Annotated in this window: 18 protein-coding genes; 7 read left to right on the top strand and 11 right to left on the bottom strand. The window is 74.2% G+C overall.

The window, feature by feature from the left end:
• The first annotated feature begins 330 nt into the window (after positions 1–330).
• From MNZ39_RS06620 to MNZ39_RS06645, 6 genes are all read left to right on the top strand, one after another.
• Positions 331–2,556, top strand: coding sequence for an acyl-CoA dehydrogenase (locus MNZ39_RS06620; RefSeq protein ID WP_242336366.1), 2,226 nt, complete (start codon positions 331–333; stop codon positions 2,554–2,556).
• A gap of 32 nt (positions 2,557–2,588) precedes the next feature.
• Positions 2,589–4,451, top strand: coding sequence for a 4Fe-4S ferredoxin (locus MNZ39_RS06625; RefSeq protein ID WP_242336369.1), 1,863 nt, complete (start codon positions 2,589–2,591; stop codon positions 4,449–4,451).
• A 52-nt stretch (positions 4,452–4,503) separates the two neighbouring features.
• Positions 4,504–5,316, top strand: coding sequence for an electron transfer flavoprotein subunit beta (locus MNZ39_RS06630; protein WP_242336372.1), 813 nt, complete (start codon positions 4,504–4,506; stop codon positions 5,314–5,316).
• Positions 5,317–5,333: 17 nt separating this feature from the next.
• Complete coding sequence (locus tag MNZ39_RS06635) at positions 5,334–6,353, top strand: electron transfer flavoprotein subunit alpha/FixB family protein (RefSeq protein WP_242336375.1); 1,020 nt, start codon at positions 5,334–5,336, stop codon at positions 6,351–6,353.
• A 133-nt stretch (positions 6,354–6,486) separates the two neighbouring features.
• Positions 6,487–7,242, top strand: coding sequence for a translation initiation factor 2 (locus tag MNZ39_RS06640; protein WP_242336378.1), 756 nt, complete (start codon positions 6,487–6,489; stop codon positions 7,240–7,242).
• A 27-nt stretch (positions 7,243–7,269) separates the two neighbouring features.
• Positions 7,270–8,769, top strand: a complete 1,500-nt coding sequence (locus tag MNZ39_RS06645) for an RIO1 family regulatory kinase/ATPase (RefSeq protein WP_242336381.1) — start codon at positions 7,270–7,272, stop codon at positions 8,767–8,769.
• Positions 8,770–8,802: 33 nt separating this feature from the next.
• Here the strand turns inward: MNZ39_RS06645 and MNZ39_RS06650 are convergent, their stop codons facing one another.
• From MNZ39_RS06650 to MNZ39_RS06685, 8 genes are all read right to left on the bottom strand, one after another.
• Positions 8,803–9,183 (bottom strand): hypothetical protein, encoded by a 381-nt coding sequence (locus MNZ39_RS06650; protein ID WP_242336384.1) that lies wholly within the window; start codon positions 9,181–9,183, stop codon positions 8,803–8,805.
• Between the two features lie 84 nt (positions 9,184–9,267).
• A complete protein-coding gene (locus MNZ39_RS06655) occupies positions 9,268–9,969 on the bottom strand; it encodes a response regulator (protein WP_242336387.1) in 702 nt (233 codons plus the stop codon).
• Positions 9,966–12,662, bottom strand: coding sequence for a sensor histidine kinase KdpD (locus MNZ39_RS06660; RefSeq protein WP_242336390.1), 2,697 nt, complete (start codon positions 12,660–12,662; stop codon positions 9,966–9,968). The genes MNZ39_RS06655 and MNZ39_RS06660 overlap by 4 nt, the downstream gene beginning before the upstream one ends.
• 33 nt (positions 12,663–12,695) lie before the next feature.
• Complete coding sequence (kdpC, locus tag MNZ39_RS06665; RefSeq protein WP_242336393.1) at positions 12,696–13,262, bottom strand: potassium-transporting ATPase subunit KdpC; 567 nt, start codon at positions 13,260–13,262, stop codon at positions 12,696–12,698.
• Between the two features lie 8 nt (positions 13,263–13,270).
• A complete protein-coding gene (kdpB, locus tag MNZ39_RS06670; RefSeq protein ID WP_242336396.1) occupies positions 13,271–15,355 on the bottom strand; it encodes a potassium-transporting ATPase subunit KdpB in 2,085 nt (694 codons plus the stop codon).
• A 3-nt stretch (positions 15,356–15,358) separates the two neighbouring features.
• A complete protein-coding gene (kdpA, locus tag MNZ39_RS06675) occupies positions 15,359–17,104 on the bottom strand; it encodes a potassium-transporting ATPase subunit KdpA (protein ID WP_242336399.1) in 1,746 nt (581 codons plus the stop codon).
• Positions 17,101–17,193 carry a K(+)-transporting ATPase subunit F gene (gene kdpF, locus MNZ39_RS06680; protein ID WP_242336402.1) on the bottom strand — a complete coding sequence of 31 codons (93 nt, stop codon included), beginning with the start codon at positions 17,191–17,193 and terminating at the stop codon, positions 17,101–17,103. The genes kdpA and kdpF overlap by 4 nt, the downstream gene beginning before the upstream one ends.
• Positions 17,190–17,363: a hypothetical protein gene (locus MNZ39_RS06685; RefSeq protein ID WP_242336405.1), complete on the bottom strand. Its 174-nt coding sequence runs from the start codon at positions 17,361–17,363 to the stop codon at positions 17,190–17,192. The genes kdpF and MNZ39_RS06685 overlap by 4 nt, the downstream gene beginning before the upstream one ends.
• Before the next feature lie 412 nt (positions 17,364–17,775).
• Here MNZ39_RS06685 and MNZ39_RS06690 point away from each other — a divergent pair, with 412 nt between their 5' ends.
• Positions 17,776–19,722 (top strand): APC family permease, encoded by a 1,947-nt coding sequence (locus tag MNZ39_RS06690; protein WP_242336408.1) that lies wholly within the window; start codon positions 17,776–17,778, stop codon positions 19,720–19,722.
• A 93-nt stretch (positions 19,723–19,815) separates the two neighbouring features.
• On the opposite strand, the gene MNZ39_RS06695 is transcribed toward MNZ39_RS06690, so the two are convergent.
• The 3 genes from MNZ39_RS06695 to pta form a co-directional block, all read right to left on the bottom strand.
• Positions 19,816–20,400 carry an HdeD family acid-resistance protein gene (locus MNZ39_RS06695; RefSeq protein ID WP_242336411.1) on the bottom strand — a complete coding sequence of 195 codons (585 nt, stop codon included), beginning with the start codon at positions 20,398–20,400 and terminating at the stop codon, positions 19,816–19,818.
• A 207-nt stretch (positions 20,401–20,607) separates the two neighbouring features.
• Positions 20,608–20,964: a response regulator gene (locus tag MNZ39_RS06700; protein WP_242336414.1), complete on the bottom strand. Its 357-nt coding sequence runs from the start codon at positions 20,962–20,964 to the stop codon at positions 20,608–20,610.
• Positions 20,965–21,217: 253 nt separating this feature from the next.
• On the bottom strand, positions 21,218–23,362 hold the full coding sequence (gene pta, locus MNZ39_RS06705) for a phosphate acetyltransferase (RefSeq protein WP_242336417.1): 2,145 nt from the start codon (positions 23,360–23,362) through the stop codon (positions 21,218–21,220).
• Between the last annotated feature and the right edge of the window lie 19 nt (positions 23,363–23,381).

A 23,381-nucleotide genomic window follows, 5' to 3' on the forward strand; every position in this document is an offset into this window, starting at 1 on the left:
GGGCGTGTTGCCGCGGCTCGGACCGGAAGGGTGCGCCCTTTCGCGGGCAGTGCACCTCGATCCAGGGGCCAGGATCGCCGAAGCTCACGGCCGGCAGACCCGTGTGGCAGACGTCCGCAGAGTGTGGCGAACGGTCGCGGGCGCGGCAGAGTGTCGCGTCGTCCGATGATCCCGAACAATGGATTGGGCAATCACCGCCGATCCTCGGGCCTGACGCATTGCAATCGGGCCCCGTTCCTCTGCTACTGTCCGCCGCACGCCGCTCGGACCACGGTCACTGTTCTCCTCACAGTGCGCTCCCACGCGCACCCGCCCCGCGAGGAACACCCCATGGCGACGCCCGCCCTGAAGGCTCATCCCGACACGCTCCGCACCCTGCCCGGCGACGACGTCCGGCAGCTCATGTGGCGGTTCGCGGAACGGTACGACCTGCAGATGCTGGTGCAGTCCGCGCGCGGCGTCGCGCGCGGCCCGGTCGCGCGCCTCGTCGCGGAGGGCGGGAGGAACGAGCACGAGTGGACCGCGCGCAAGAACGAGCTCCTCGCCCACTACGACGCGTCGGGGATCACGGCGGCGTTCATGGAGCCGGAGGAGGGCGGCTTCATCGCCGGCCCGAAGAACCTCGCCCTCGCGCTCGCCGCCTTCGAGCTCGCCTGGGTGGACGCGGGCGCGGCGACCGGCGCCCTCGCCGGCTTCCTGGGCCTGTCGCCCATCCACGAGCGCGGCACGCCCGAGCAGGTGCGCCACTACATGAGCCTCGCCGCGCCCGCGAAGCCCGGCGAGGACCGGCGGCCCTGGCGCGCGGCGTTCGCGCTCACCGAGCCCATTCCCTACGTCGGCGTGGACACCGGCATGCTCTCCGGGAAGGTGAGCGTGGCGGAGTGGAAGGAGGGCGAGGAGCCCGTGCTGCGGGTCGAGAAGCGCGGCCGGTTCATCACGAACATGGGGTTCGCGAACTTCGTCACCGCCGCGGTGGACACCGACGATCCGCGCATCAAGTCCTCGTGCCTCGTCATCCTCGAGGAGACGGACGCGGGGACGTTCGACCGCGGCACCCCCACGAAGAAGCTCGTGCACCAGCTCTCCTCGACGAGCGATCCCATCTTCAGCCTGCAAGTTCCGGCGAGCCGCATCGTCGGCGGGTACACCGTGAAGGACGGCGTCATCGTCCCGAGGTTCGACCACTCCGAGGTGATCGAGGCGGTGTTCCGGCGCACGCGCGTGACGGTCGGCGTCATGACCTCCGCGAAGCTGCTCAGCGCGATCGAGCCGGTCATCCGCTACCAGCGCGGGCGGTTCCGCGGCGCCGAGCAGGCCGCGCCCGGATCGGTGCGCTACGAGCTCGGCATCCAGCAGCGCGAGGACGCGCTGCACCGGCTCGTCGAGGTCTGGGCGGCGGGCGAGGCGGGCGCGTCGCTGGGCTTCGCGACGGCTCGCCTGTTCGACGAGCTCGATCCGCTCGAGCGGCGCAAGGACGCCGCGCTCGCGGCCCAGGGCATCTCCGGCATGAAGGCCACCCTCAAGTGGACGAAGGCCCTCGAGCAGAAGGGGCTCGAGCTCCTGGAGCTCGAGGCGCACCCCCGCGGCGAGAAGCAGGAGGCGCGCATCGCGGAGCTCCGCGCCGACGAGCTCGTCCGGTTCGCGCTCCTCGACGCGCAGGCGAACGTCCTCTGCCCCGCGACGAAGCTCTGGAACACCGGCGTCGGCGCGAGCGTGATGCGCGAGGCGGTCTCGCTCATGGGCGGCTACGGCATCACGGAGGACTGCCCGGGGTTCCTCGGCCAGAAGTGGATGGACGCCCAGCTCGAGGCGACCTACGAGGGCCCCGAGGCCGTGCAGCGCCGGCAGCTCTCGGTGACGATGGCGAACCCGCTCTTCCTCGCGCAGCAGAAGGCGTGGGTCCGCGAGCTGCGCCACGTGGCGGGCGCGCATCCGGGCACCGGGGCCTGCGCGCTCGCGTCGGCGATGGAGCTCTGGCTCTGGACGTACCGGCACCTCGAGCGGTCGACGGACGCGGACGGCGCGAAGCTCGTCCAGTCGCCGCGGCAGGGGGTGACCTTCAAGCTCGCGGACGCGCTCGGCTGGCTCATGGCCGCGCGCAGCCAGATCCTCGACGCGGTCGTGCTCGCCGAGGAGGGCGCGCCGGTGCTCGGCGAGGCGCACGCGGGCACGGCCCGCTTCTTCGCGGACCTGTGCCACGTCCAGGCGGCGCGCGCCGCGGGCGAGGTGGGGCGCATCTGCGCCGAGCTCGTCCACGGCTACAACCGCCACCCGTCGTGGGACGCGGAGGGGTGCGCGGCGTGCTGGTCGGCGAGCGACGCCGAGGCGCTCGAGGGGATCATCCCCGGCCTCGCGGGCTGCACCGGCGACGTGGTCGCCGAGGGCGGCCACCCGGACAAGGAGGGCCCCTGCGCCTCCTGCCAGGGCATCAGCGACTTCCGGACGATGCGGGTGAAGATCGACGGGTGCCTGACGGGCGCGTTGCTCGCGAAGGACCGCGCGGCGGAGGCGCTCTCGAAGGTGATGATCCCCGAGGCGCTCGACTACCCGCAGTAGCCGCGGCGGCCTTCGTCGCCAGGGAGACGCCATTGCAGCCCCTCGGGACCCAGGAACAGCCGGAGCGCCAGACGATGTCCGTGGACATCGCCTGCGTCGGCTTCGGGCCGGCCACGGCCGGCTTCCTCACCACCCTGTCGCGCCGTCTCTCCGCGTCCGACCTCCCGCCACTCGAGAGCGCCGCGGCGCCGGGCCTGCCGCTGCAGGTGGTCTGCTACGAGCGCGCCGACGACCTCGGCTTCGGCGTGTCGGGCGTCGTGACGCGCGCCCGCGGCCTGCGCGCCGCGTTCCCGGACCTCGACGGCGCGCAGATCCCCATGGCGGCGAGGGTGAAGGACGAGCGCGTCCTCTACCTGCTCGATCCCCTCGGCGCGAGCCGCCGGTCGGCCTCGCTGCGCGCGGCGGATCGGACCATCCGCGCGCTGCGCGGCGTGCTGCCCTTCGCCGACGAGGCGCTCGAGCTCCCCTTCACGCCCGAGTTCCTGCACAAGCAGGACGGTTTCGTCTTCTCGATGGGCCAGCTCATGCAGTGGATGAGCGCCCAGGTGCTCGCGTCCGGCGCGGTCCAGCTCTGGCCGGGGACACCCGTCGCGCGGGCGCTCGTCGAGGACGGCAAGGTCCGGGGCGTCCGCCTCGTCGACCAGGGCGTCGATCGCCAGGGGCTCCCGGACGCCGCGTTCATGCCGGGCATGGACGTCCGGGCCGCGCTGACCGTCGTCGGCGACGGGCCGGTCGGCGCGGTCGGGCGCCAGCTCGACGCCGAGCTCGGCATGCCCCCCGGGAACGCGCGGCGCGAGTGGGCGGTCGGCATGAAGTTCGTGGTCGACCTCCCGGAGGAAACGCGCCTCGAGCCGGGCACGGTGCTCCACACGCTCGGGTTCCCGGAGCCGGAGATCTTCGGGTTCCTGTACGTCCACCCGGATCACGTCGCGTCGGTCGGCATCTTCGTCCCGAGCGGCTTCGCGTCGCCGGCGCGCACGACCTATCGCTACCTACAGCACTACGTCCAGCACCCCGCGATCTGGCGGCACCTCGAGGGCGCGCGCCTCCGGTCCTGGGGGGCGAAGTCGCTCCTCGAGTCCGGGCGGCGCGGCGAGCCGTTCCTCGCGGGCGACGGGTTCGCGCGGATCGGCGAGGGCTCCGGCTCGACGAACGTCCTCACGTCCTCGGGCGTGGACGAGGCCTTCACGACGGGCGTCCAGCTCGCGGAGGGCGTCATCGCGCTCCTAGAGGCGGGGAGGCCGCTCACGAAGGAGGGCCTGGAGGAGGCCTACGTCGCCCGTCGCCGCGCGAGCTGGATCGAGGCGGAGGCGAGGATCGCCGAGAAGGCGCGCGACGGCTTCCAGCGCGGGTTCGTGCCCGGCCTCGTCGGGATGGCGCTCGCGGGCCTCACGCGCGGCAGGGTGTCGCTCGGCCACGAGCCGCCGCACCCGGCCGACGCGGTCGGCACGCTGGAGGACTTCTACGCGGGCCGGATCCCGGCCGAGGAGCTCGCGCGGCTGCGGGCGGAGTGCGAGGCGAGGGGCGTCCCGCTGCACGACGCGCTCATGGATCGCGCCGGCTGGCCGGCCGTGCCGCTCGACGGGAAGCTCCTCGTGTCGCAGCAGGACGCGCTCCTCATGGGCGGCAAGGTCCAGGCGCCCCCCGGCTACGCGGATCACGTCGGGTTCCGCTCCGCCGAGCGCTGCCGCGCCTGCGGCAAGCGCGTCTGCGTCGAGATCTGCTCGGCCGAGGCGCTCCGGCCGGGCGCCGACGGCGTGCCGAGCTTCGATCGCGAGAAGTGCGTCCACTGCGGCGCGTGCCTGTGGAGCTGCACCGGACGCCTCGAGGGGACCGACGAGGTGAACCTCGAGCTCCGCGCCGGGACGGGCGGGCTTCACTCCGCGGAGAACTGATCGCAAACCCCGCCCCCGCCGCTCGCCGGCGGGCGCGCACGACGAGGAGCCCATGAGCACCGGATACCAGATCGTCGTCCTCGGGAGCGTCGTCCCGGACCCGCTCCAGACCCTCGAGCCCGCCCAGACGCCGCAGGGGCCGGGCCTCAAGAACGAGCTCATGCTGCCGCACGTGCTCGACCCGTGGGCCGCCCACGCGCTGTACGAGGCGGCGAACCTCGCGGCGCGAACGCCGGGCTCGAAGGTGACGCTCCTCTCGCTCGGCCCGAAGGCGAAGCTCCAGCAGGTCATGATGGCGGTCGGCCAGCGGGTCCCCTTCGAGCTCGTCGCGCTCGACGGCCCCGCCGGCGGCTTCACCGATCCCCACGAGGTCGCGGCGAGGCTCGCCGACGCCGTGAAGGCGCTCCCCGGCCTCGATCGCTCCCGGCTGCTCCTGTTCGGCGGCTGGGAGTCGGCCTCGCGCGGTGCGGGCGTCACCCTCCAGCTCGTCGGCGAGCGGCTCGAGATCCCCGATCAGTTCCAGGGCGTCGACCAGCTCACGCCAGGTCCGGACGGCGCGTTCGAGGTGCTCGAGCGCGTGGAGGGCGGGAGGCACCAGGTGTCCTCCTGCGCCGGCGCCCCCGCGGTGCTCGGCTGGGCGACCGGCAGCCTCGGCGAGCCCAAGAACAACCCGCAGGTCGGCATGGCCAACATGCGCGCGATCATGCCGGCCCTGCAGAAGGCCGCGCCCGCGCCGGTCGGCACCGGTCGCGTCGAGTACCTCTCGGTCGCCGTGCCGAGGACGCAGCGCGAGACCCGCATCGTGAAGGACATGAGCCCCGACGACGTCGCGCGCGAGCTCGTCGAGTGGATCGCCCAGGACTAGCGCGAGGGAGCCCGACCATGGACACCGTCCTCCTCCTCACCCACACCGAGGCCGATGGCGGCCTCCCGCGCGCCGCGCTCGAGGCGCTCTCCGCGGCGCGCGCTGTCGGCGGGCCGCTCGCCGTCGGCCTGTTCGGCGCCTCCGTCGAGCGGGCGGCCGCGGCGCTCGCGGGCGCAGGCGCCACGAAGGTGCTCGCCGTCGAGGGCCCCGCCTTCGACGACCCGCGTTACGGCACCGACGCGGCGGCCGCCACGGCGCTCGCCAAGGCCTCCGGCGCGACCGTCGTCGTCGCGCCCGCGACGAGCCGAATGGCGCGCGTGGCGGCCGGGGTCGCGCAGCGGCTCGGCGGGCGCGTGGACACCCACGTGACGCAGGTCGCGTCCGACGGCGGCGTCGCCATCACCCGCTGGTTCTACAAGCAGCGCATCGAGGCGAAGCTCCGGCGCGAGGAGCGCCCCTGGGTGCTGCTCGTCGATCCGGGCGCGTACCCCGCGGCGACGGTCGAAGGCGGCGCCTCCCCCGTGGTCGAGCGGCTCGCGCTCTCCGCCGACGGCCTGACGCGGACGAAGGTCCTGGGGCTGCGGGCGCCCTCGTCGGGCGAGCAGACGATCCGCCCCGACGCGAAGCTCCTCTTCGTCGCCGGGGCGGGCTGGACGAAGAAGCAGGCGTCCGGGAAGCCCGAGCCGGAGCGCGCCGAGCAGCTCATCCTCGGCCTCCTGCGAAGCGCCGGCGCCTCGCTCGGTTCGTCCAAGTCGCTCGTGGATCAGGCGGGGGAGGGGCAGAAGGTGTTCGAGTTCATGACACACCTGAACCAGGTCGGCCAGACCGGCTCCACCCCTCGCCATCCCAAGGGGCTCGCGACCTGCTGCCACGGTGAGGAGCCGCACGTCGTCGGCTGGCGCTTCATCCGCGAGCGGCGCGCGGTGAACCTCGACGCGGGCTGCGGGTGGGCGAGGGGCAAGGCGGACGTGCTGTACGTGGCGGACGCCTTCGCGGTGATGGAGAAGGTGAACGCGCTTCTCGCCGCGAAGAGGTGACGAACCTCGACCGGCCGGCGCCGGACCAGGCCCCGCTCCTCTCGCGTCGCCGGGTTCGCGGAGCCGGCAGACGAGCGCTCGCGCCAGGCAGCCCTTTGCCGACACCGCCCGGACGGTGTATGGCTACGCCCGCATGAAGACGCTCACCGAGCTCAGCGGATCCCTGATTAGGACGGCGGCGGCCGCGGTCGCCCAGGCCCGGCGTTCACTCCCGGCCGAGGAGAAGCCGGCCGCCCCCGTCGCCGCGGCCGCCGAGGCGCCGGCCCCGGCCGCGCCGGAGGGCGCTGTCGCCGAGGCGCCCACCGAGGCGCAGGAGGCCGCGCCGGTCGAGGCCGCTGCGCCCGCCGAGACGGCGGAGGCAGCGCCCGCGGCGACGGCAGAGGCGCCGAAGCCCGCGGCGGAGGGAGAGAGCGAGGCGGTCAAGGCCGCGCTCGACGCCGCAGTGGCGACGGCCACGGGCCTGTCGGGCGATCGGCTCGCCATGCTTCGCGCCGCCGTCGAGGTGGTGGGGCGCCGGGCCGAGGACGTGCGGCTCGTCCGCGTGTTCGGCGTCGAGGAGCCGGTCCCGGGCGCGAAGACGAGCGGCGGTCACCAGTACCTCGTGGACTTCTTCCCGCAGAGCATGAAGCAGACCGTGAGCTCTCCCCGCGACGAGCGCGGCGGCCGCGGTGGCCGTGGCGGTCGCGGTGGACCCGGCGGCGGTCGGGGAGGCGGCGGTGGCGGCCGCGGCGCTGGCGGCACCAAGGCCGGCGCGACCGGCGGCTTCTCGATGGACTCGCTCCGCGAGGATCGCAAGAACGAGCGCGGTCGCGGACGGCCGGGCGGCGGTGGCCGGAGGCCGGGTGGCGGCGCCGGTGGCGGTCGTCCGGGCGGTGCCCCGAAGAAGTAGCCTCGCGCAAGGACCCACCCGACGAGCATGCACGATCCCCTCGCACCGCTCCTGGCGGACGGCGTCATCGAAGAGGTCTGCGCGCGCCTCAAGAGCGGCAAGGAGGCGGACCTCTGGCTCGTCCGCCACGGCGGCGAGGTCGTCGCCGCCAAGGTCTACAAGGCGCGCGAGGCGCGGAGCTTCCGGAACAACGCCGGCTACAAGGAAGGGCGGCAGGTCCGCGACTCGCGCATGCAGCGCGCGATGGACCGGGGCAGCCGCTTCGGGCAGGCCGCCGCCGAGGAGGCGTGGAAGGCGAAGGAGGCCGACGCGCTCCACGCGCTGCACGCCGCCGGCGTCCGGGTCCCCAGGCCGGTGATGTTCTACGAGGGCGTGCTCCTCATGGAGCTCGTCGTCGACGCGAACGGACACCCAGCGCCGCGCCTCGTGGACGCGCAGGTCGCGCCCGAGGAGGCGGCGGCGCTCTACGCCGACCTGCGCAGCCAGATCGTCCGGATGCTCGGGTGCGATCTCATCCACGGCGATCTCTCGCCCTACAACATCCTCCTCGGCTGGAACGGCCCGGTGGTGATCGACTTCCCGCAGGTGGTCGGCGCCGCGCACAACAGCCAGGCGGAGTCGTTCTTCCAGCGCGACCTCGAGAACGTGCGGCGGTTCTTCGCCGGCATCGCCCCCGAGCTCCACGCCGCCTCCGGGGACGGGCACGAGATCTGGCGCGCGTACGTACGGCGCGAGCTCAGCTCCGACTTCGTGCCGAGTGGCCGGCCGCCGGAGCCCGCCGCGCGGGGAGGCGAGAGGCAGGGACAGCGGCACGGGCGCGGTCACGGCGAGCGTCACCCGCAGCGGCCGCAGCAGCAGGAGCCGCGCCGGGATCGCGTCTGGCAGGAACGGCGGGAGCGGCCGGCGCACGCGCCCCCGGCGCGCGAGACCCACGCGCCCGCGCAGCCGCGCGCCCACCACGAGCCCTCCGGGTCCGGGCCGCGGCAGATTTCGCACCTTTCGCCCGGCGCACGCCACGAGCCGACCACGCAGCAGGCCGGACAGCGTCCGGCGCAGCCCGGACAGCGCCAGCAGCAGCAGCCGGGACAGCGCCAGCAGCAGTCCGGGCCGCGCCAGCAGCAGCAGTCCGGGCCGCGCCAGCAGCAGCAGCAGTCCGGGCCGCGCCAGCCGCAGCAGCCCGGACCGCGCCAGCCGCAGCAGCCCGGACAGCGCCAGCCGCAGCAGCAGTCCGGGCCACGCCAGCCGCAGCAGCCCGGACAGCGCCAGCCGCAGCAGCAGTCCGGACCGCGCCAGCCGCAGAACGCGCCGCGCGCGGGCGGACCGCGGCAGCCTGGACGTGGCGGACCGGCCCGTCGCCGCGACGCTCCCGCGCCGGAGGTGATCCGCGTGAGTCGTCCGCCGCTCGGCCCGGCTGCACCCGTCGCACCGCAGCAGGGCAGACCCTCCGGTCCGCCTCCCGGCGCTCCGCGCGGGGAGGGGCCGTCCCCCCAGCACGAGCGCCGTCACCCGCACCGCAGGCGCGGGTAGAACATCGGTCGAGCCGGCGAGGCGCCCGGCGCGTCAGCGTCGCTTCGGCTTCGCCTGGAGCTCGATCGCCACCGGCGTGCTCTTGTCGAAGTCGAAGCGCGCGCGGATCTCGTCTCCCTCGCGCAGGTCCGACAGCTTGGCCGGACGGTCGTCGAGCGTCACGCGGGTCTCCTCCGCCACGTGAAGCTCTGCGGCGGGCGCGCCCTCGCGCGCGATGGTGACGCTGCGCCCCATCCCGAGGAGCCCATCGCCGACCGACTTCACGGTGCCCTTCACCTCGAACGGATGGTCGCTGGCGATGGGCGAGCGAGCGGCCGCCGGGCTGGCGGGCCGCTGGGTCTCGCGCGTGGACGTCGCGCAGCCCGCGAGCCCCGCGGCGAGGACGAGCGCCGACACGAACAGTGACAGTCGCATGATCTTCTCCCTCCCTGCAGAGAAGGTGGCCTCGCGCTCGGCGGGCGGCCACCGGCGCGGCCCGTGCGCCCCGCGGCGAACGCTTCAGGCGCCCTCGACGCGGTCGCGGAGCCGGTAGCCGACGCCCGGCTCGGTGACGAGCAGGCGGGGCCGGGCGGGGTCCGCCTCGACCTTCTTGCGGAGCTCGGCCATGTGCACGCGGACGTAGTGCGCCTCCGTCGCGTTCGGACCCCACACCTCCCGCAGGATCTGACGGTGGGTGAGCACCTTTCCGGCGTGTCGCGCGAGCAGCGCGAGGAGGCGGAACTCGGTCGGCGTGAGCCGCACCTCGCGACCGTCCACGGTCACCTCGCGCCGGGCGAGGTCCACGCGGAGCGGTCCGGCCTCGATCACGGCGGGCTCGCCGGGCCGCGCCTGGGCATGCCGCAGCGCGACCCGGAGCCTGGCGAGCAGCTCGTTCACGCCGAACGGCTTCGTGAGGTAGTCGTCCGCGCCCGCGTCGAGGGCGTTCACCTTGTCCTCCTCGCGGCCTCGCGCCGACAGCACGACGATCGGCGCCGTCGTCCACTCGCGCAGGCGCCGCGCCAGATCCACCCCGTCGCCGTCCGGCAGCGTGAGGTCGAGGAGGTAGACGTCGGGGGTGTGGCTCGTCGCGAGCTGCTCGGCCTCGCGCGCCGTCTCGGCCTCGAGGAGCCGGTACCCCCGCGAGGTGAGGGCGGCGCGCAGGAACCGGCGCACCTGCGCCTCGTCGTCGACGACGAGCACGAGCGGTCCGGTCGCCGTCATGCGCTGCCTTCCGCGGGCTCGGCGGGCGGCGGCCGCTCGGACGGCAAGGGCAGGGTGAGCCGGAACACGGCGCCCCCGCCGGGGCGATTGGCGGCGACGAGCCTGCCCCCGTGCACCTGGGCGATGGCGCGGGCGATGGGCAGGCCCAGGCCGACGCCCCGGACCCCGGCGTGCGCGCCGCGGTGGAACCGCTCGAAGATCCGCTCCTCGTCGCCCGAGGGGATCCCGGGGCCGCGGTCCGCCACGTCCACGGAGAGCGTACCCCCGTCGCGCTCCGCGCGGATGTCGAGCGGCGAGCCCGGGGGCGTGTACTTCGCGGCGTTCTCGAGGAGGTTCCTGAACAGCTGCTCGAGCAGCACCGGATCGATCGAGACGAGCGGCAGATCGTCCGGCAGCGTGGTCGTGACGGGCCTCCCCGCGAGCCGGCGCTCGAGCCGGGTGAGCGCCCCGCCGATCACCTCGACGAGCGGCACCCACTCGCGCTTCGGCTCCACGGTGCCGGAGTCGAGCCGGGTCATGTCGAGCAGGTTCGCGACGAGCCGCTCGAGCCGCTCCGCCTCCTCGCAGATCGCGTCCGTGAGATCCCTCCGCGTGGCGGCATCCAGCTCCGCCTCGGCGCGCAGCGTCGAGGCGGCCCCAGTGATGGCCGCGAGCGGCGTCCGGAGATCGTGGGAGACCGAGGAGAGGAGCCCGCTGCGCAGCTCCTCGGTCTTCGCCCGCAGCGCAGCCTGACGCGCCTCCGCGGCGAGCCGCACGCGATCGAGGGCGAGCGCCACCTGGCGCGCGAGCGCCTCGAGCAGCGTGTGCTGCTCTGCGCCGAGCCCGCGCTCGCCCTCGGTCCGAAGGGCGAGCACCGCGAGGACGTCACCCCACGCGCGCACGGGTGCGCAGATCACCGGCTCCCCGGGGAGGGTGTCGGTCCCGCGCCCGGCGGGCTGCCCGTGCGCGGCGACCCACTGCGCGACCGCGCGCTCGGACGGGCTGAGCGCCGCCTCGCGCGGAACCGCCGCGAGGTCGGAGAGATCGCCGTCGCCACGTACGCGCAGGAACACGACCTCGACGTCGAACGCCTCGGCGATCGCCCTGGCGCACACGGCCGCGACGCCCTCGTCGTCGAGGGCCGCGCCGAGCTCGCGGCTGATCCCATACAGCGCCGAGGTCCTGCGCTCGCGGCCGACCGCCGCCGCCTGCTGCTCGCGCAGCCGCAGCGTGAGGGTGCCGATGACGACGCTCACGCCGAAGAGCATCACGAAGGTGAGGAGGTAACGCGCGTCGGACACGTTCAGCGTGTACGGCGGCGGCACGAAGAAGAAGTCGTACGAGACGACCGCCAGCGCCGCCGCCAGGACGGAGGCGCGGCGTCCGGTGGTGAGCGCCGCGATCATCACCCCGAGCAGGAACAGCATCTCGACGTCGGGGACGCCGAGGAGCGCCCGCGCCGCGCGCGCCACGGCGGTGGTCAGCGCGATGACGACGAGCGCCCGCAGGTAGCCGGCGCCGCGCGCGGGCGCTCGCTGCACCGCAGAAACGCGCTCGTGATCCTCGTCGGCCCCGCCGGCGAGCACGGTCACCTCGATGTCCCCGCTGCCGCGGATGATGTCGTCGAGGAGGGAGCCGCGAAGCCGGTCGCGCCAGCGCGGGTGGCGCGGCTTGCCGAGCACGATGCGCGTGACGTTGCGCCGCCGGGCGAACTCCAGGATCGCGTCCGGGACGCCCACCCCCGTGAGCCGCGCGACCTCCGCGCCGAGCGACTCGGCGAGGCGCAGGTGGGCCTCGAGGCGTTCGCGATCCTCGTCGCCGAGCGGCGGCCTCCCCGAGGCCTGCACCGACGCGGCGACCCAGGGAGCTCGCAGGCCCGCCGCGATCCGGCGCGCGGCGCGGACGAGCCGGGCCGAGTCGGGCGCGGGGCCGACGCACACGAGGACGCGCTCCGCGGTGGGCCAGGGCACGTCCACCCCGTGCTCCGCGCGATACTCGAGGACGTCGGAGTCCACGCGCTCCGCCATGCGGCGCAGGGCGAGCTCGCGGAGCGCGAGCAGGTTCCCGCGCTGGAAGAAGTGCTCCCGGGCGCGCTCCGCCTGCTCGGGCAGGTACACCTTGCCTTCCCGGAGGCGCTGGAGGAGCTCCTCCGGCGCGACGTCCACGATCTCCACCTCGTCCGCGCGCTCCAGGATGGAGTCGGGCACCGTCTCGCGCACGGGGACGTGCGTGATCTGCTCCACCACGTCGTTCAGGCTCTCGACGTGCTGGACGTTGAGGGTCGTGTACACCTCGACGCCCGCGTCGAGCAGCTCGACCACGTCCTGCCAGCGCTTCGCGTGGCGCGAGCCGGGGGCGTTCGTGTGCGCGAGCTCGTCGAGGAGGAGGATGCGGGGGCGGCGTGCGAGCGCGGCGTCGAGGTCGAACTCCTCGAGCACCCGGCCGCGATACGGCAGCGCACGCCGCGGCAGCATCTCGAGCCCGAGCATGAGGCCGGCCGTGTCGTAGCGGCCGTGGGTCTCGATCGCGCCGATCACCACGTCGACCCCCTCGGCCTCGAGGTCCCGCGCGACCTGCAGCATGCGATACGTCTTGCCCACGCCGGGCGCGAAGCCGAAGAAGATCTTGAACCGCGTGCGCGCCTCGCGCCGCGCCTCGGCCGTGACGCGCGCGAGGAGCGCGTCCGGATCCGGGCGCCCCGGCTGCCGTGTCATGGCCGCGCTCCAGTCACCTCCGAACCCAAGCCATCACTGGCCGAGCCCGTCAAGCGCCAGGTTGAGCGCGAGGACGTTCACCCGGGGAGCCCCGAAGAGCCCGAGGAGCGGCCGCTCGACGTGCGCCTCGACGAGCGCGCGCACCCGGTCCGGCGGAAGGCCGCGCGCGCGCGCGATGCGCCGCACTTGATAGAGCGCCGCGGCGGGCGACACGTGCGGGTCGAGCCCGCTGCCGGAGGCGGTCACGAGATCCACCGGCACGGGCGCGACGTTCCCGGGGTCGGCCGTCCGGAGCGCCTCGACGCGGCGGCGAACGGCCGCGACGAGCGCGGGGCTCGTCGGGCCCAGGTTCGATCCCGCGGACGCGAGGCCGTCGTAGGGCACGCGGGTCGTCGCGGAGGGCCGGCTCCAGAAGTACCGCGGCGAGGTGAAGGGCTGCCCGACGAGCGCCGAGCCGGCGGGGCGAGCGCCGGCGCTCACGACGCTGCCGGTCGCCTGCGCGGGGAACAGCACGCGCGACAGGCCGGTCACCACGGCCGGGTAGACGCCGCCGAGGAGGAGGGTGAAGGCGGCGAGCAGCACGGAGACGGCGCGGATCACGGGCACCTCTAGGCCAGGTGGAGCGCAGCGAGCGCGAGGTCGATGAGCTTGATGCCCGCGAAGGGCAGGACGAGCCCCCCCAGCCCGTAGAGCAGCAGGTGCCGCGCGAGGATCGCGCTCGCCGGCGCGGGACGGTAGGCGATGCCGCGGAGCGCGAGCGGGATGAGCGCGACGATCACGAGCGCGTTGAAGATGACGGCCGACAGGATCGCGCTCGCGGGCGAGTGGAGCCGCATGACGTCGAGCGCGCGGAGGGGCGGGTAGGTCGTGGCGAACGCCGCGGGGATGATGGCGAAGTACTTGGCCACGTCGTTCGCGATGCTGAAGGTCGTGAGCGCCCCGCGCGTCATGAGGAGCTGCTTTCCGATCTCGACGATCTGGATGAGCTTCGTCGGGTTCGAGTCGAGGTCGACCATGTTGCCGGCCTCCTTCGCCGCCTGCGTGCCCGTGTGCATGGCGACGGCGACGTCGGCCTGGGCGAGGGCAGGCGCGTCGTTCGTGCCGTCGCCGGTCATGGCCACGAGGTGGCCCTTCGCCTGCCAGCCGCGGATGTGCGCGAGCTTCATCTCCGGCGTGGCCTCGGCCAGGAAGTCGTCGACGCCTGCCTCCGCGGCGATGGAGGCCGCGGTGAGGGCGTTGTCGCCGGTGATCATGACGGTGCGGATCCCCATTCGCCGCAGCTCGGCGAACTTCTCCGCGATGCCGCCCTTCACGACGTCCTTCAGCTCGATCACGCCGAGCGCCCTGCTCCCGTCGGCGACCACGAGCGGCGTCGCCCCGCGGCGCGCGACGTCCTCGGCGATCGTGCGCACGGTGTCCGGGAGGCGTCCACCCTCCGCCTCGACGAACCGGGCGACGGCGTCCAGCGCCCCCTTCCGCACGCGGCGGGCGCCGACGTCGACGCCGCTCATCCGCGTCTGGGCGGCGAAGGGGACGAACAGCGCGCCGGGCTCGAGCGTCCGCCCGCGGAGCCCGTGCCGCTCCTTCGCGAGCACCACGATGCTGCGCCCCTCCGGCGTCTCGTCCGCGAGGGACGCGAGCTGCGCCGCGTCGGCGAGCGCTCGCTCCGCGACGCCGTCGCCCGGCAGGAACGCAGTGGCCTGGCGGTTCCCGAGGGTGATCGTCCCCGTCTTGTCGAGGAGGAGCACGTCCACGTCGCCGGCGGCCTCGACGGCGCGGCCGGAGGTGGCGATCACGTTCGCGCGGATCATCCGGTCCATCCCGGCGATCCCGATCGCGGAGAGGAGCCCGCCGATGGTCGTTGGGATGAGGCACACGAGGAGCGCGACGAGCACCGTCAGCCCCACCGGCGCCCCGGCGCCGGCCGTCCGGACCGCGTGGACCGAGAACGGCAGGAGCGTGGCGGTCGCGAGGAGGAAGACCAGCGTGAGCGCGGCGAGCAGGATGTCGAGCGCGATCTCGTTGGGGGTCTTCTGGCGCTTCGCGCCCTCCACGAGCCCGATCATCCGGTCGAGGAACGACCCGCCAGGCTCGGCGGTGATGCGGACCACGAGCCAGTCGGAGAGGAGGCGCGTCCCGCCCGTGACCGCGCTCCGATCTCCGCCGCTCTCGCGGATGACGGGGGCGCTCTCGCCGGTGATGGCGCTCTCGTCCACCGACGCGATCCCCTCGATCACCTCGCCGTCGCCGGGCACGATCTGGCCAGCCTCCACCCAGACGACGTCCCCCGGGCGGAGGCGAGCGGCGGGGACGTCCTCGCGCGGCGAGGCGCGGGACGGGGTCGCGAGCCGCGTCGCCACCACCTCGCGGCGGGCGCGGCGCAGCGTGTCGGCCTGCGCCTTCCCGCGCCCCTCGGCGATCGCCTCGGCGAAGTTCGAGAACAGCACGGTGAACCAGAGCCAGGCGGCGACGGCGAGGATGAACCCGGCGGGCGCGTCGCCCCGCCCGGTCACGAGCGCGTGGAGGAAGAGCGCGGTCGTGAAGGCGCTGCCGACCTCCACCGTGAACATCACGGGGTTGCGGACCAGGGTTCGCGGGTCGAGCTTCCGCAGCGCGTCGAGCAGAGCGGCCCCGACGACCGTTCGTGGAAGCAGCGTCCGGCTTCGGGCAGGCGGATGGGCGGCGACGTCCATGGATCACCAGGAGTGGAGCTGCAGGTGCTCCACGATCGGCCCGAGCGCGAGCGCAGGCAGGAACGTGAGGGCGCCCACGAGGAGGACGGTCCCCACGAGCAGCCCGGCGAAGAGCGGGCCATGGGTCGGGAGCGTCCCTGCGCTCGGCGGAACGGTGCGCTTCTGCGCGAGCGCTCCCGCCATGGCGAGGACGGGGACGAGCACCCCGTAACGACCGACGAGCATCGCGACGTCCGTCGCGCGCGTCCAGAACGGTCCGTCCGCGGTCAAGCCGCCGAACGCGGAGCCGTTGTTGTTCGCCGCCGAGGAGAAGGCGTAGAGGAGCTCGCTGAACCCGTGGGCCCCGGGGTTCGCCGCCGCGGCCGCCGCGGAGGGGACGAGGCACGCGAGCGCCGTACCGCCGAGGACGACCGCCGACGGCAGGAGGATGGCGACGCTCGCCAGCTTGATCTCCCGAGCCTCGATCTTCTTGCCGAGGTACTCGGGGGTGCGGCCGACCATCAGGCCGGAGACGAACACCGCCACGACGACGAACAGGAGCATCCCGTACAGCCCGGAGCCGACGCCGCCGAACACGACCTCGCCGAGCTGCATGAGCCACATGGGCCAGAGGCCGCCGAGCGGCGTGAGGCTGTCGTGCTGCGCGTCGACGGAGCCGTTCGACGCGGCCGTCGTCGCCGCCGCCCAGATCCCGGCGTCCACCGGTCCGAGGCGCGCCTCCTTGCCCTCCATGTTTCCGCCCGCCTGGAGCGGCCCGGGCTGCTCGTCCACGCCGACCGCCGTGATCGCCGGGTTACCGGCCTGCTCGGCGGCGACGGTCGCCATGGTGAGCGGAACGAGGATGACGAGCATGGCCGAGTACAGCGTCCACGCGTGCCGCCGATCCCCCACCCACCCGCCGAAGGTGAAGCACAGCGCCGCCGGCACGAGGAGGATGGCGAGCGCCTCCGCGAGGTTCGTGAGCGGCGTCGGGTTCTCGAAGGGATGCGTCGAGTTCGCGGCGTAGTAGCCGCCTCCGTTGGTGCCGAGCTGCTTGATCGCGACCTGCGAGGCCACGGGGCCCATCGGGATGGCCTGCTCGACGACCGGCCGACCGCTCGCGTCGGGCACCGGGTCGCGGAGCGGCCATCGCCCCACGCCACCGAAGGACTGGACCACCCCCTGCCCGGCGAGCAGCAGGGCGAGGCCGAGCGACAGGGGGAGCAGGACGTGCAGCGTGCTCCGCGTCAGGTCGACCCAGAAGCTGCCGAGCCCCTGCGTCGAGCGGCGCACGAGCCCGCGCGTGAGCGCGGCGAGCACCGCGATCCCCGTCGCCGCCGAGAGGAAGTTCTGGACCGCGAGCCCTGCCATCTGGACGAGCGGGCTCAGCGTCGCCTCGCCGCCGTAGCTCTGCCAGTTGGTGTTGGTGACGAAGCTCACGGCGGTGTTCACGGCGACGTCGCGCGGGACCGCGGCGAGCCGCCCCGGGTCGAGCGGCAGCGCCGGCTGGAGCCGCTGCAGCGCGTAGAGCAGCAGGAGCCCGGCACCGTTGAAGGCGAGCACGGCCGCCGCGTAACGGCGCCAGCTCATCTCCTCCGCGGGATCGACGCCGGCGAGCCGGTAGACCGCGCGCTCCACGGGGCCCAGCAGACGTCCCACGAGCGGGGCCTCGCCGCGCATCGCGCGGCCGATCCAGCCGCCGAGCGGGACGGCCAGCACCGTGAGCGTGCCGAAGAACACCGCGATCTCGGCGTACGCCGCCCCGGTCACGAGAGCCTCTCCGGGAAGAGCAGCGCGAACACGAGGTACACGGTCAGGCCGAGCGCGAGCGCGCCGGCGATCGAGGTGAGGATCGTCACGCGGTCCTCCGGGCGCGGGCGAACGCCCGGACCTCGAGCCAGAGCTCCCGGCCCGTGACGAGCACGCACGCCGTCGCGAAGCCGAGCGTCGAGCCGCCCCAGCGGCCAAGGTGAGCGATCTCCCCGATCACGGGGACGAGGTTCACCGCGAGGAGCATGGCCAGGAGCACCAGATCTCCGCGGGCGGGCACGGACGCGGCCGCGGTGCCCTCTCGCGAGGTGACGACGAGTCGAAGTCGGCCGGGTCGTGACGGCATAATCTCTCCTCACCCTGGAGCGTACGGGCGGGGAGGTCAGCGCCGGGTCAAGCTTCGTCGCCGCGCCGTCAGCGTCCCGTCAACGAACACGGCGGCCGGCGGAGGTCGCGCTCGCCCGGCACCGGGCACCTTGACGCCGCCTTGATACGGGCATGCGCAGTCTTGATGCCGGGCCGAGGTCCCGGCCGCGAAGCTCTCCGTGCACATGGCAAACCCCCCGCTAGAGCCCCTCCAAGGACGCAAAGGGAACGGCGCACCGGCGCCGGCCGAGACGGCACCTTCCCAGGCGGAGAGCCCGGCGACCCTCGGCGCCCGCCTTCGACGCGTGCTGTTCGGAGCGCCGAGGGACGTCCAGGACCCGCGCACGCATCACGGCATCTCGCTCGTCGCGCTCCTCGCGTGGGTGGGCCTCGGGGCCGACGGGCTCTCGTCGTCCGCCTACGGTCCCGACGAGGCATTCCGGGCGCTCGGCCACCACACGTCGCTCGCGGTCGCGCTCGCGCTCGCCACCGGCCTCACGGTCCTCATCATCTCGGTCGCCTACGGGCAGATCATCAAGCGCTTCCCCTTCGGCGGCGGCGGGTACGTGGTCGCGACCGAGCTGCTCGGGGCGCGGGTGGGGGTCGTGTCCGGGGCGGCGCTGCTCGTGGACTACGTGCTCACGATCTCCGTGTCGATCGCCTCGAGCGGGGACGCGATCTGGAGCTTCCTCTCCGGCGGCTCCAGCCCGTGGAAGCTGCCCGCCGAGATCGCCGCCATCGCGCTGCTCGTCGTCCTCAACCTCCGCGGCGTGAAGGAGTCCGTCTCCTTCCTCGCGCCGATCTTCGGCCTGTTCCTCGTCACCCACGTGATCCTGATCGCCGGCGGCGTCGGCTCGCACGTCACCGAGGTGCCCCGCGTCGCGGGGGAGGTCACGCATGGCCTGCGCGCCGGCGTCGCCGAGCTCGGCGCGGTGGGCCTCTTCGCGGTCTTCCTCCGCGCCTACTCGATGGGCGCCGGGACGTACACCGGCATCGAGGCCGTCTCGAACGGCATCCAGATCATGCGCGAGCCGAAGGTCGCGACGGCCCGCCGGACCATGACCTACATGGCGGTCTCGCTCGCGGTGACGGCCGCCGGGATCCTCGTCTGCTACCTGCTCTTCCGCGCGGCGCCGGAGCCGGGCAAGACCATGAACGCCGTGCTGCTCGAGCGGTTCGCCGGCGGCTTCCGGCCCGGCGGTCTCGCCGTGGGCCACGGGTTCGTGGTCGTCACGCTGCTCGCCGAGGCCGCGCTCCTCGTGGTGGCCGCGCAGGCCGGCTTCATCGACGGTCCGCGCGTGATGGCGAACATGGCCACCGACTCATGGCTGCCGCACCGGTTCGCCCAGCTCTCCGACCGGCTCACCACGCAGAACGGCGTGCTGCTCATGGGCGCGGCGTCGCTCGCGACGCTCTACTACACGCGGGGAGACATCACCCGGCTCGTCACGATGTACGCGATCAACGTGTTCGTGACGTTCTCGATCTCCCAGTTCGCCATGCTGCGCTACTGGCGTCGCACCCGGACGGCCGGCCGCCGGCGCGGGCTCGCCATCCACGGGGTCGCCTTCGCGCTCTGCGCGTCGATCCTCGCGGGCACGATCTACGAGAAGGGCGAGCAGGGCGGCTGGATCACCATCGCCGTGACGGGGCTCGTCGTCGGGCTCTGCTTCGTGATCCGGCGGCACTACCGGGCCGTGCAGGACAGCCTGAAGCGGCTCGACGCGATCCTCGAGGTCCTGCCGCCGGCGCCGGGTGGTCCCCGGCCGGCCATGGACCCGCGCGCGCCCACCGCGGTGCTCCTCGTCGGGGGCTACAGCGGCCTCGGCGTGCACGCGCTCCTCACCGTGCAGCGCACGTTCCCCAACTTCTTCAAGAACTTCGTCTTCATCTCGGTCGGGGTGGTGGACTCCGCCGCGATGAAGGGGATCGAGGAGGTCGATCGCGTGCGGGCGCGCACCCAGGCGAGCCTCGAGCAGTACGTGGAGCTCGCGCACCGGCTGAAGCTCGCCGCGGACTGGCGCATGGACCTCGGGACCGAGGCGGTGGACGTGGGGGAGCGGCTCTGCGCGTCCATCGCCCAGGAGTTCCCGCGCGCGGTGTTCTTCGCCGGCAAGCTCGTCTTCCAGAAGGAGCGCTGGTTCCAGCGGCTGCTCCACAACGAGACCGCCTACGCGCTCCAGCGCCGGCTCCAGTTCCGCGGGCTCTCCGCGATGGTGATGCCGGTGCGGGTGCTCGCCGACGGGGGGTGAGCCGGCGCGGCGCTCCATCCCCGAGCCGCCGCGCCCCGACCGCCCCCCGGGAGCTCGACCGCGACGAGACCGCAGCCCAAGTCGCGGGTCGCGTCAGGTGGTCGCCGGGATGCCGCCGGGCGGCACCCGGTGGGCCGGCGAGCGGCCCCAGGCGCGCAGGCGCAGGCCCAGCGCGAGGAGCAGCGCCCCGAACAGCACGGCGTACGCGCCCACCCAGAGCGCGAGCGCGAGCGCGCCGGCCGCAGGAGCGGCGAAGAGCAGGACGCCGAAGGCCACGGACAGCGCGCCGGAGAGGCCGAGCAGCCACTCTCCGCGGATGCGCTTGCGCAGGCGCACGGCCGCGACGATCTGGGCGAGCCCCGTCACCACGGCCCAGCTCGCCACGACGAAGACGAGCGCTAGGGCGCCGATGCCGGGCCAGCCGAGCGCGACGGCGCCGGCGAGGATGCTCAGGATCCCCTCGAAGGCGAGCGATCCCCAGCGCGGCTCGCCGCTCGGGCGCCGGAAGGCGAGCGCGAGGAGGATCGCCCCGTTCACGATCGCGTACACGCCGAAGAGCACCACGAGGGCGAAGAGGCTCGCCTGCGGAGCGACGAACGTCAGGACGCCGAACACGATCGCCGCCACGCCGCGGAGCGCGAGGGCCCACCACCGATCCGCCAGCAACAGGTACGTCATGGCCGCTCTCCTCTCGACGAGGCGAGGCGGCCGGGGCCCGCGGCCTTGGCGACCGCCGCGCGAGCGTCGTGTGGTTTCCGTTGCGAGGGGATCCTGGGGACGGGCGCGGGGCCCCGCAAGGCAGCGAACGCCCTGGCGCGCGCACGCGCCGCGGCCTGTCCGCGCGCTCGGGCGCGGTCGAAGCGGTGCGGGACGGAGCGAAGGGTCCTACGAGCTCACGACGGCGACGCGACGGATGGTCTCGACGAGGCGCTCGATCGCGAACGGCTTCTCGAGCACGTGCTGCACGTCGATCCCGAGCGGCGCCTGGCCGGTCATCACCACGACGGGGATCTCCGCGAGCCGGGGGTTCCGCTTCTGCAGGTCGCGGAACTGCCAGCCGCTCATGGTGGGCATGCCGAGGTCGAGCACGATCGCCACGGGGCTGAGCCCGGTGTCGAGCTGCGCGAGCGCCTCCGCGCCGTCGCGCGCGAGATCGACCGAGAACCCCTCGTTCGAGAGTCGGTGCGCGAGGGCATCCCGGAGATCCTGATCGTCGTCCACCACGAGCACGCGCTGCCGCATGCCGCCCGTTTGCCACGCTCCGGCCGCGCGGGCAAATTCAGGCAGGCGGGCGGTCGCGCGCCGCGCGCGGCGCGGAGCGAGACGCCATCTCGCGGTGCTCGAGGGCGCGAGGCGGCGGAGCTGCGCCCCTGCGTGTTCCGGCGCTTCGCACCCAGCTCCGCGCCACGTCGACCCGGCAATCGACGCGACCGCGTCTCGCCCGCGCGCACGCATCCCCTCGTGGAGATGCGGCGATACGTCAGGTCGGATCGGGTCAGCGCGCCGCGCGCTGCTGCGCCTGGATGGCGGTGAGAGTGATCGTGAAGACGATGTCCTCGACGAGGCAGCCGCGGCTGAGGTCGTTCACGGGCTTCGCGAGCCCCTGCAGCATCGGGCCGATGCTCACCACGTTGGCGCTGCGCTGGACGGCCTTGTAGGTGACGTTGCCGGTGTTGAGGTCGGGGAACACGAACACGGTGGCCTGGCCCGCCACCTCCGACTTCGGCGCCTTCTGGCGCCCGACGGCGGGCACGATGGCGGCGTCGTACTGGAGGGGCCCGTCGATCGGCAGGTCCGGCCGCTGGGCGCGCGCGAGGTCGGTCGCGCGCTTCACCTTCTCGACGTCGGCGCCCGCGCCGCTCGTCCCGGTCGAGTAGGAGAGCATCGCCACGCGCGGCTCGATCCCGAACGCGCGCGCGGAGTCGGCGCTCTGGATGGCGATGTCGGCGAGCTGCTCGGCGGTGGGGTTCGGGTTCACCGCGCAGTCGCCGAACACGAGCACCTGCTCGGGCAGGCACATGAAGAAGACGCTGGAGACGAGCTCGCAGCCGGGCACCGTCCGGATGATCTGCAGCGCCGGGCGGATGGTGTGCGCGGTGGTGTGGAGGGCGCCCGACACGAGGCCGTCCGCCTCGTCGAGCGCCATCATCATCGTCCCCACCATGATGCTGTCGCCGAGCTCGCCGGCGGCGACCTCGGGCGTCATGCCCTTGCTCCGGCGGCGCTCGACGAGCGGCTCCACGTAGCGCGGCGCGATCTTCACCGGGTCGACGATCTCGAGCGACGCCGGCAGCGTCACGCCGTGCTTCCGGGCGACGTCCCGGACCTCGTCGGGCGCCCCGAGGAGCACGCAGCGCGCGATCCCGCGCTCCTGCACGATCGAGGCGGCCGCGATGGTGCGCGGCTCGGTCCCCTCGGGGAGCACGATGCGCTTGTTCGCCGCGCGCGCCGCCTCGACGAGGCGGTGGCGGAACGCGGGGGGCGAGAGCCGCCGCTTGCGCTGCGCGCGGACGACCCCCGAGAGCCACTCGCCGTCGATGCGGTCGGCGACCGCGTTCATGACCCGCTCCACCCGCTCCACGTCGTCCGGAGGGATCTGCAGGTTCATCGCCGCGACGGCGCTCGCCGCCGCGTAGCTGCCGTCCTCCACCGCGAGCACGGGGAGGCCGGTCGCGAGCGCCGGCTCGCACATGGCGAAGACGTGCTCCTCCGGCACGACGCCGCCGGTGAGGAGGAGCCCCGCGAGCGGCATGCCGTTCAGCACCGCCAGGGAGGCGGCGACGACGATGTCGCTCCGGTCACCGGGGGTGATGATGAGCGTCCCGGGGCGGAACACCTTGATGGAGCCGGGCACGCTCATCGCGCACAGCGCCACGCTGCTGATCCGCCGGTGCTCGTGATCGCCCGCGCGCAGCACCCTGGCGCCGAGGGCTCCGGCGAGATCCTTCACGCGGGGCGCGGCGAGGTCGCCGCGGGAGGGGACGATCCCGATGGGCCGGAGCTTCTCGCCGCGGAGCGCGGCCGCGTAGGCGTCGAGCTCGGCGGCCGGCACGTCCTCCGCCTCGGCGGCGGCGTCCACCCAGTGCGTGCGCCCCTCCGCCGTGGGGGAGGCGCCCGCCGCTCCGGCGCCCGTGACGCGGTTCAGGACGCAGCCGACTGCGCCCCCGTCCACGTCGGCGCCGAGGCCGCGGGCCGCGATCGCCACCGCGTTCGCGAGCTCGGCGGGCGTCTCGCCGCGCGGCGAGCCCACCACGACGAGCTCCGCGTCGAGCGCCTTCAGCATGAGCGCGTTGACGCGCGTCGAGTAGACCATGCCCGGCTCGGGCGCCATCCCCTCGACGACGAGCACGTCCGCGCCCTCGGCGGCGCGGGCGCAGAGCGCCACCACGCGCTCCATGAGCGTCTGGTCGTCGCCGGTCGCGAGCAGCTCCTCCGCCTCCGCGCGGGCGATGGGCTCCGGCGGATCGAGCTGGGCGCCGAGCCGCACGAGGGCCGCCGCGCGGTTCTCGCCGCGCGGGGCGATCGGCTTCGCGAACGCGACGCGGACGCCGAGGCGGTCGAGCGCGCGGACGAGGCCGATGCAGACGGTGGTGACGCCGACCTGGCGGCCGGCGGGGGCGACGAGGAGGGTGCGGGGCATTCGGACCTTCGGGAGGCAG

Source organism: Anaeromyxobacter sp. SG66, from assembly GCF_022690805.1.
GTDB lineage: Bacteria > Myxococcota > Myxococcia > Myxococcales > Anaeromyxobacteraceae > Anaeromyxobacter > Anaeromyxobacter soli.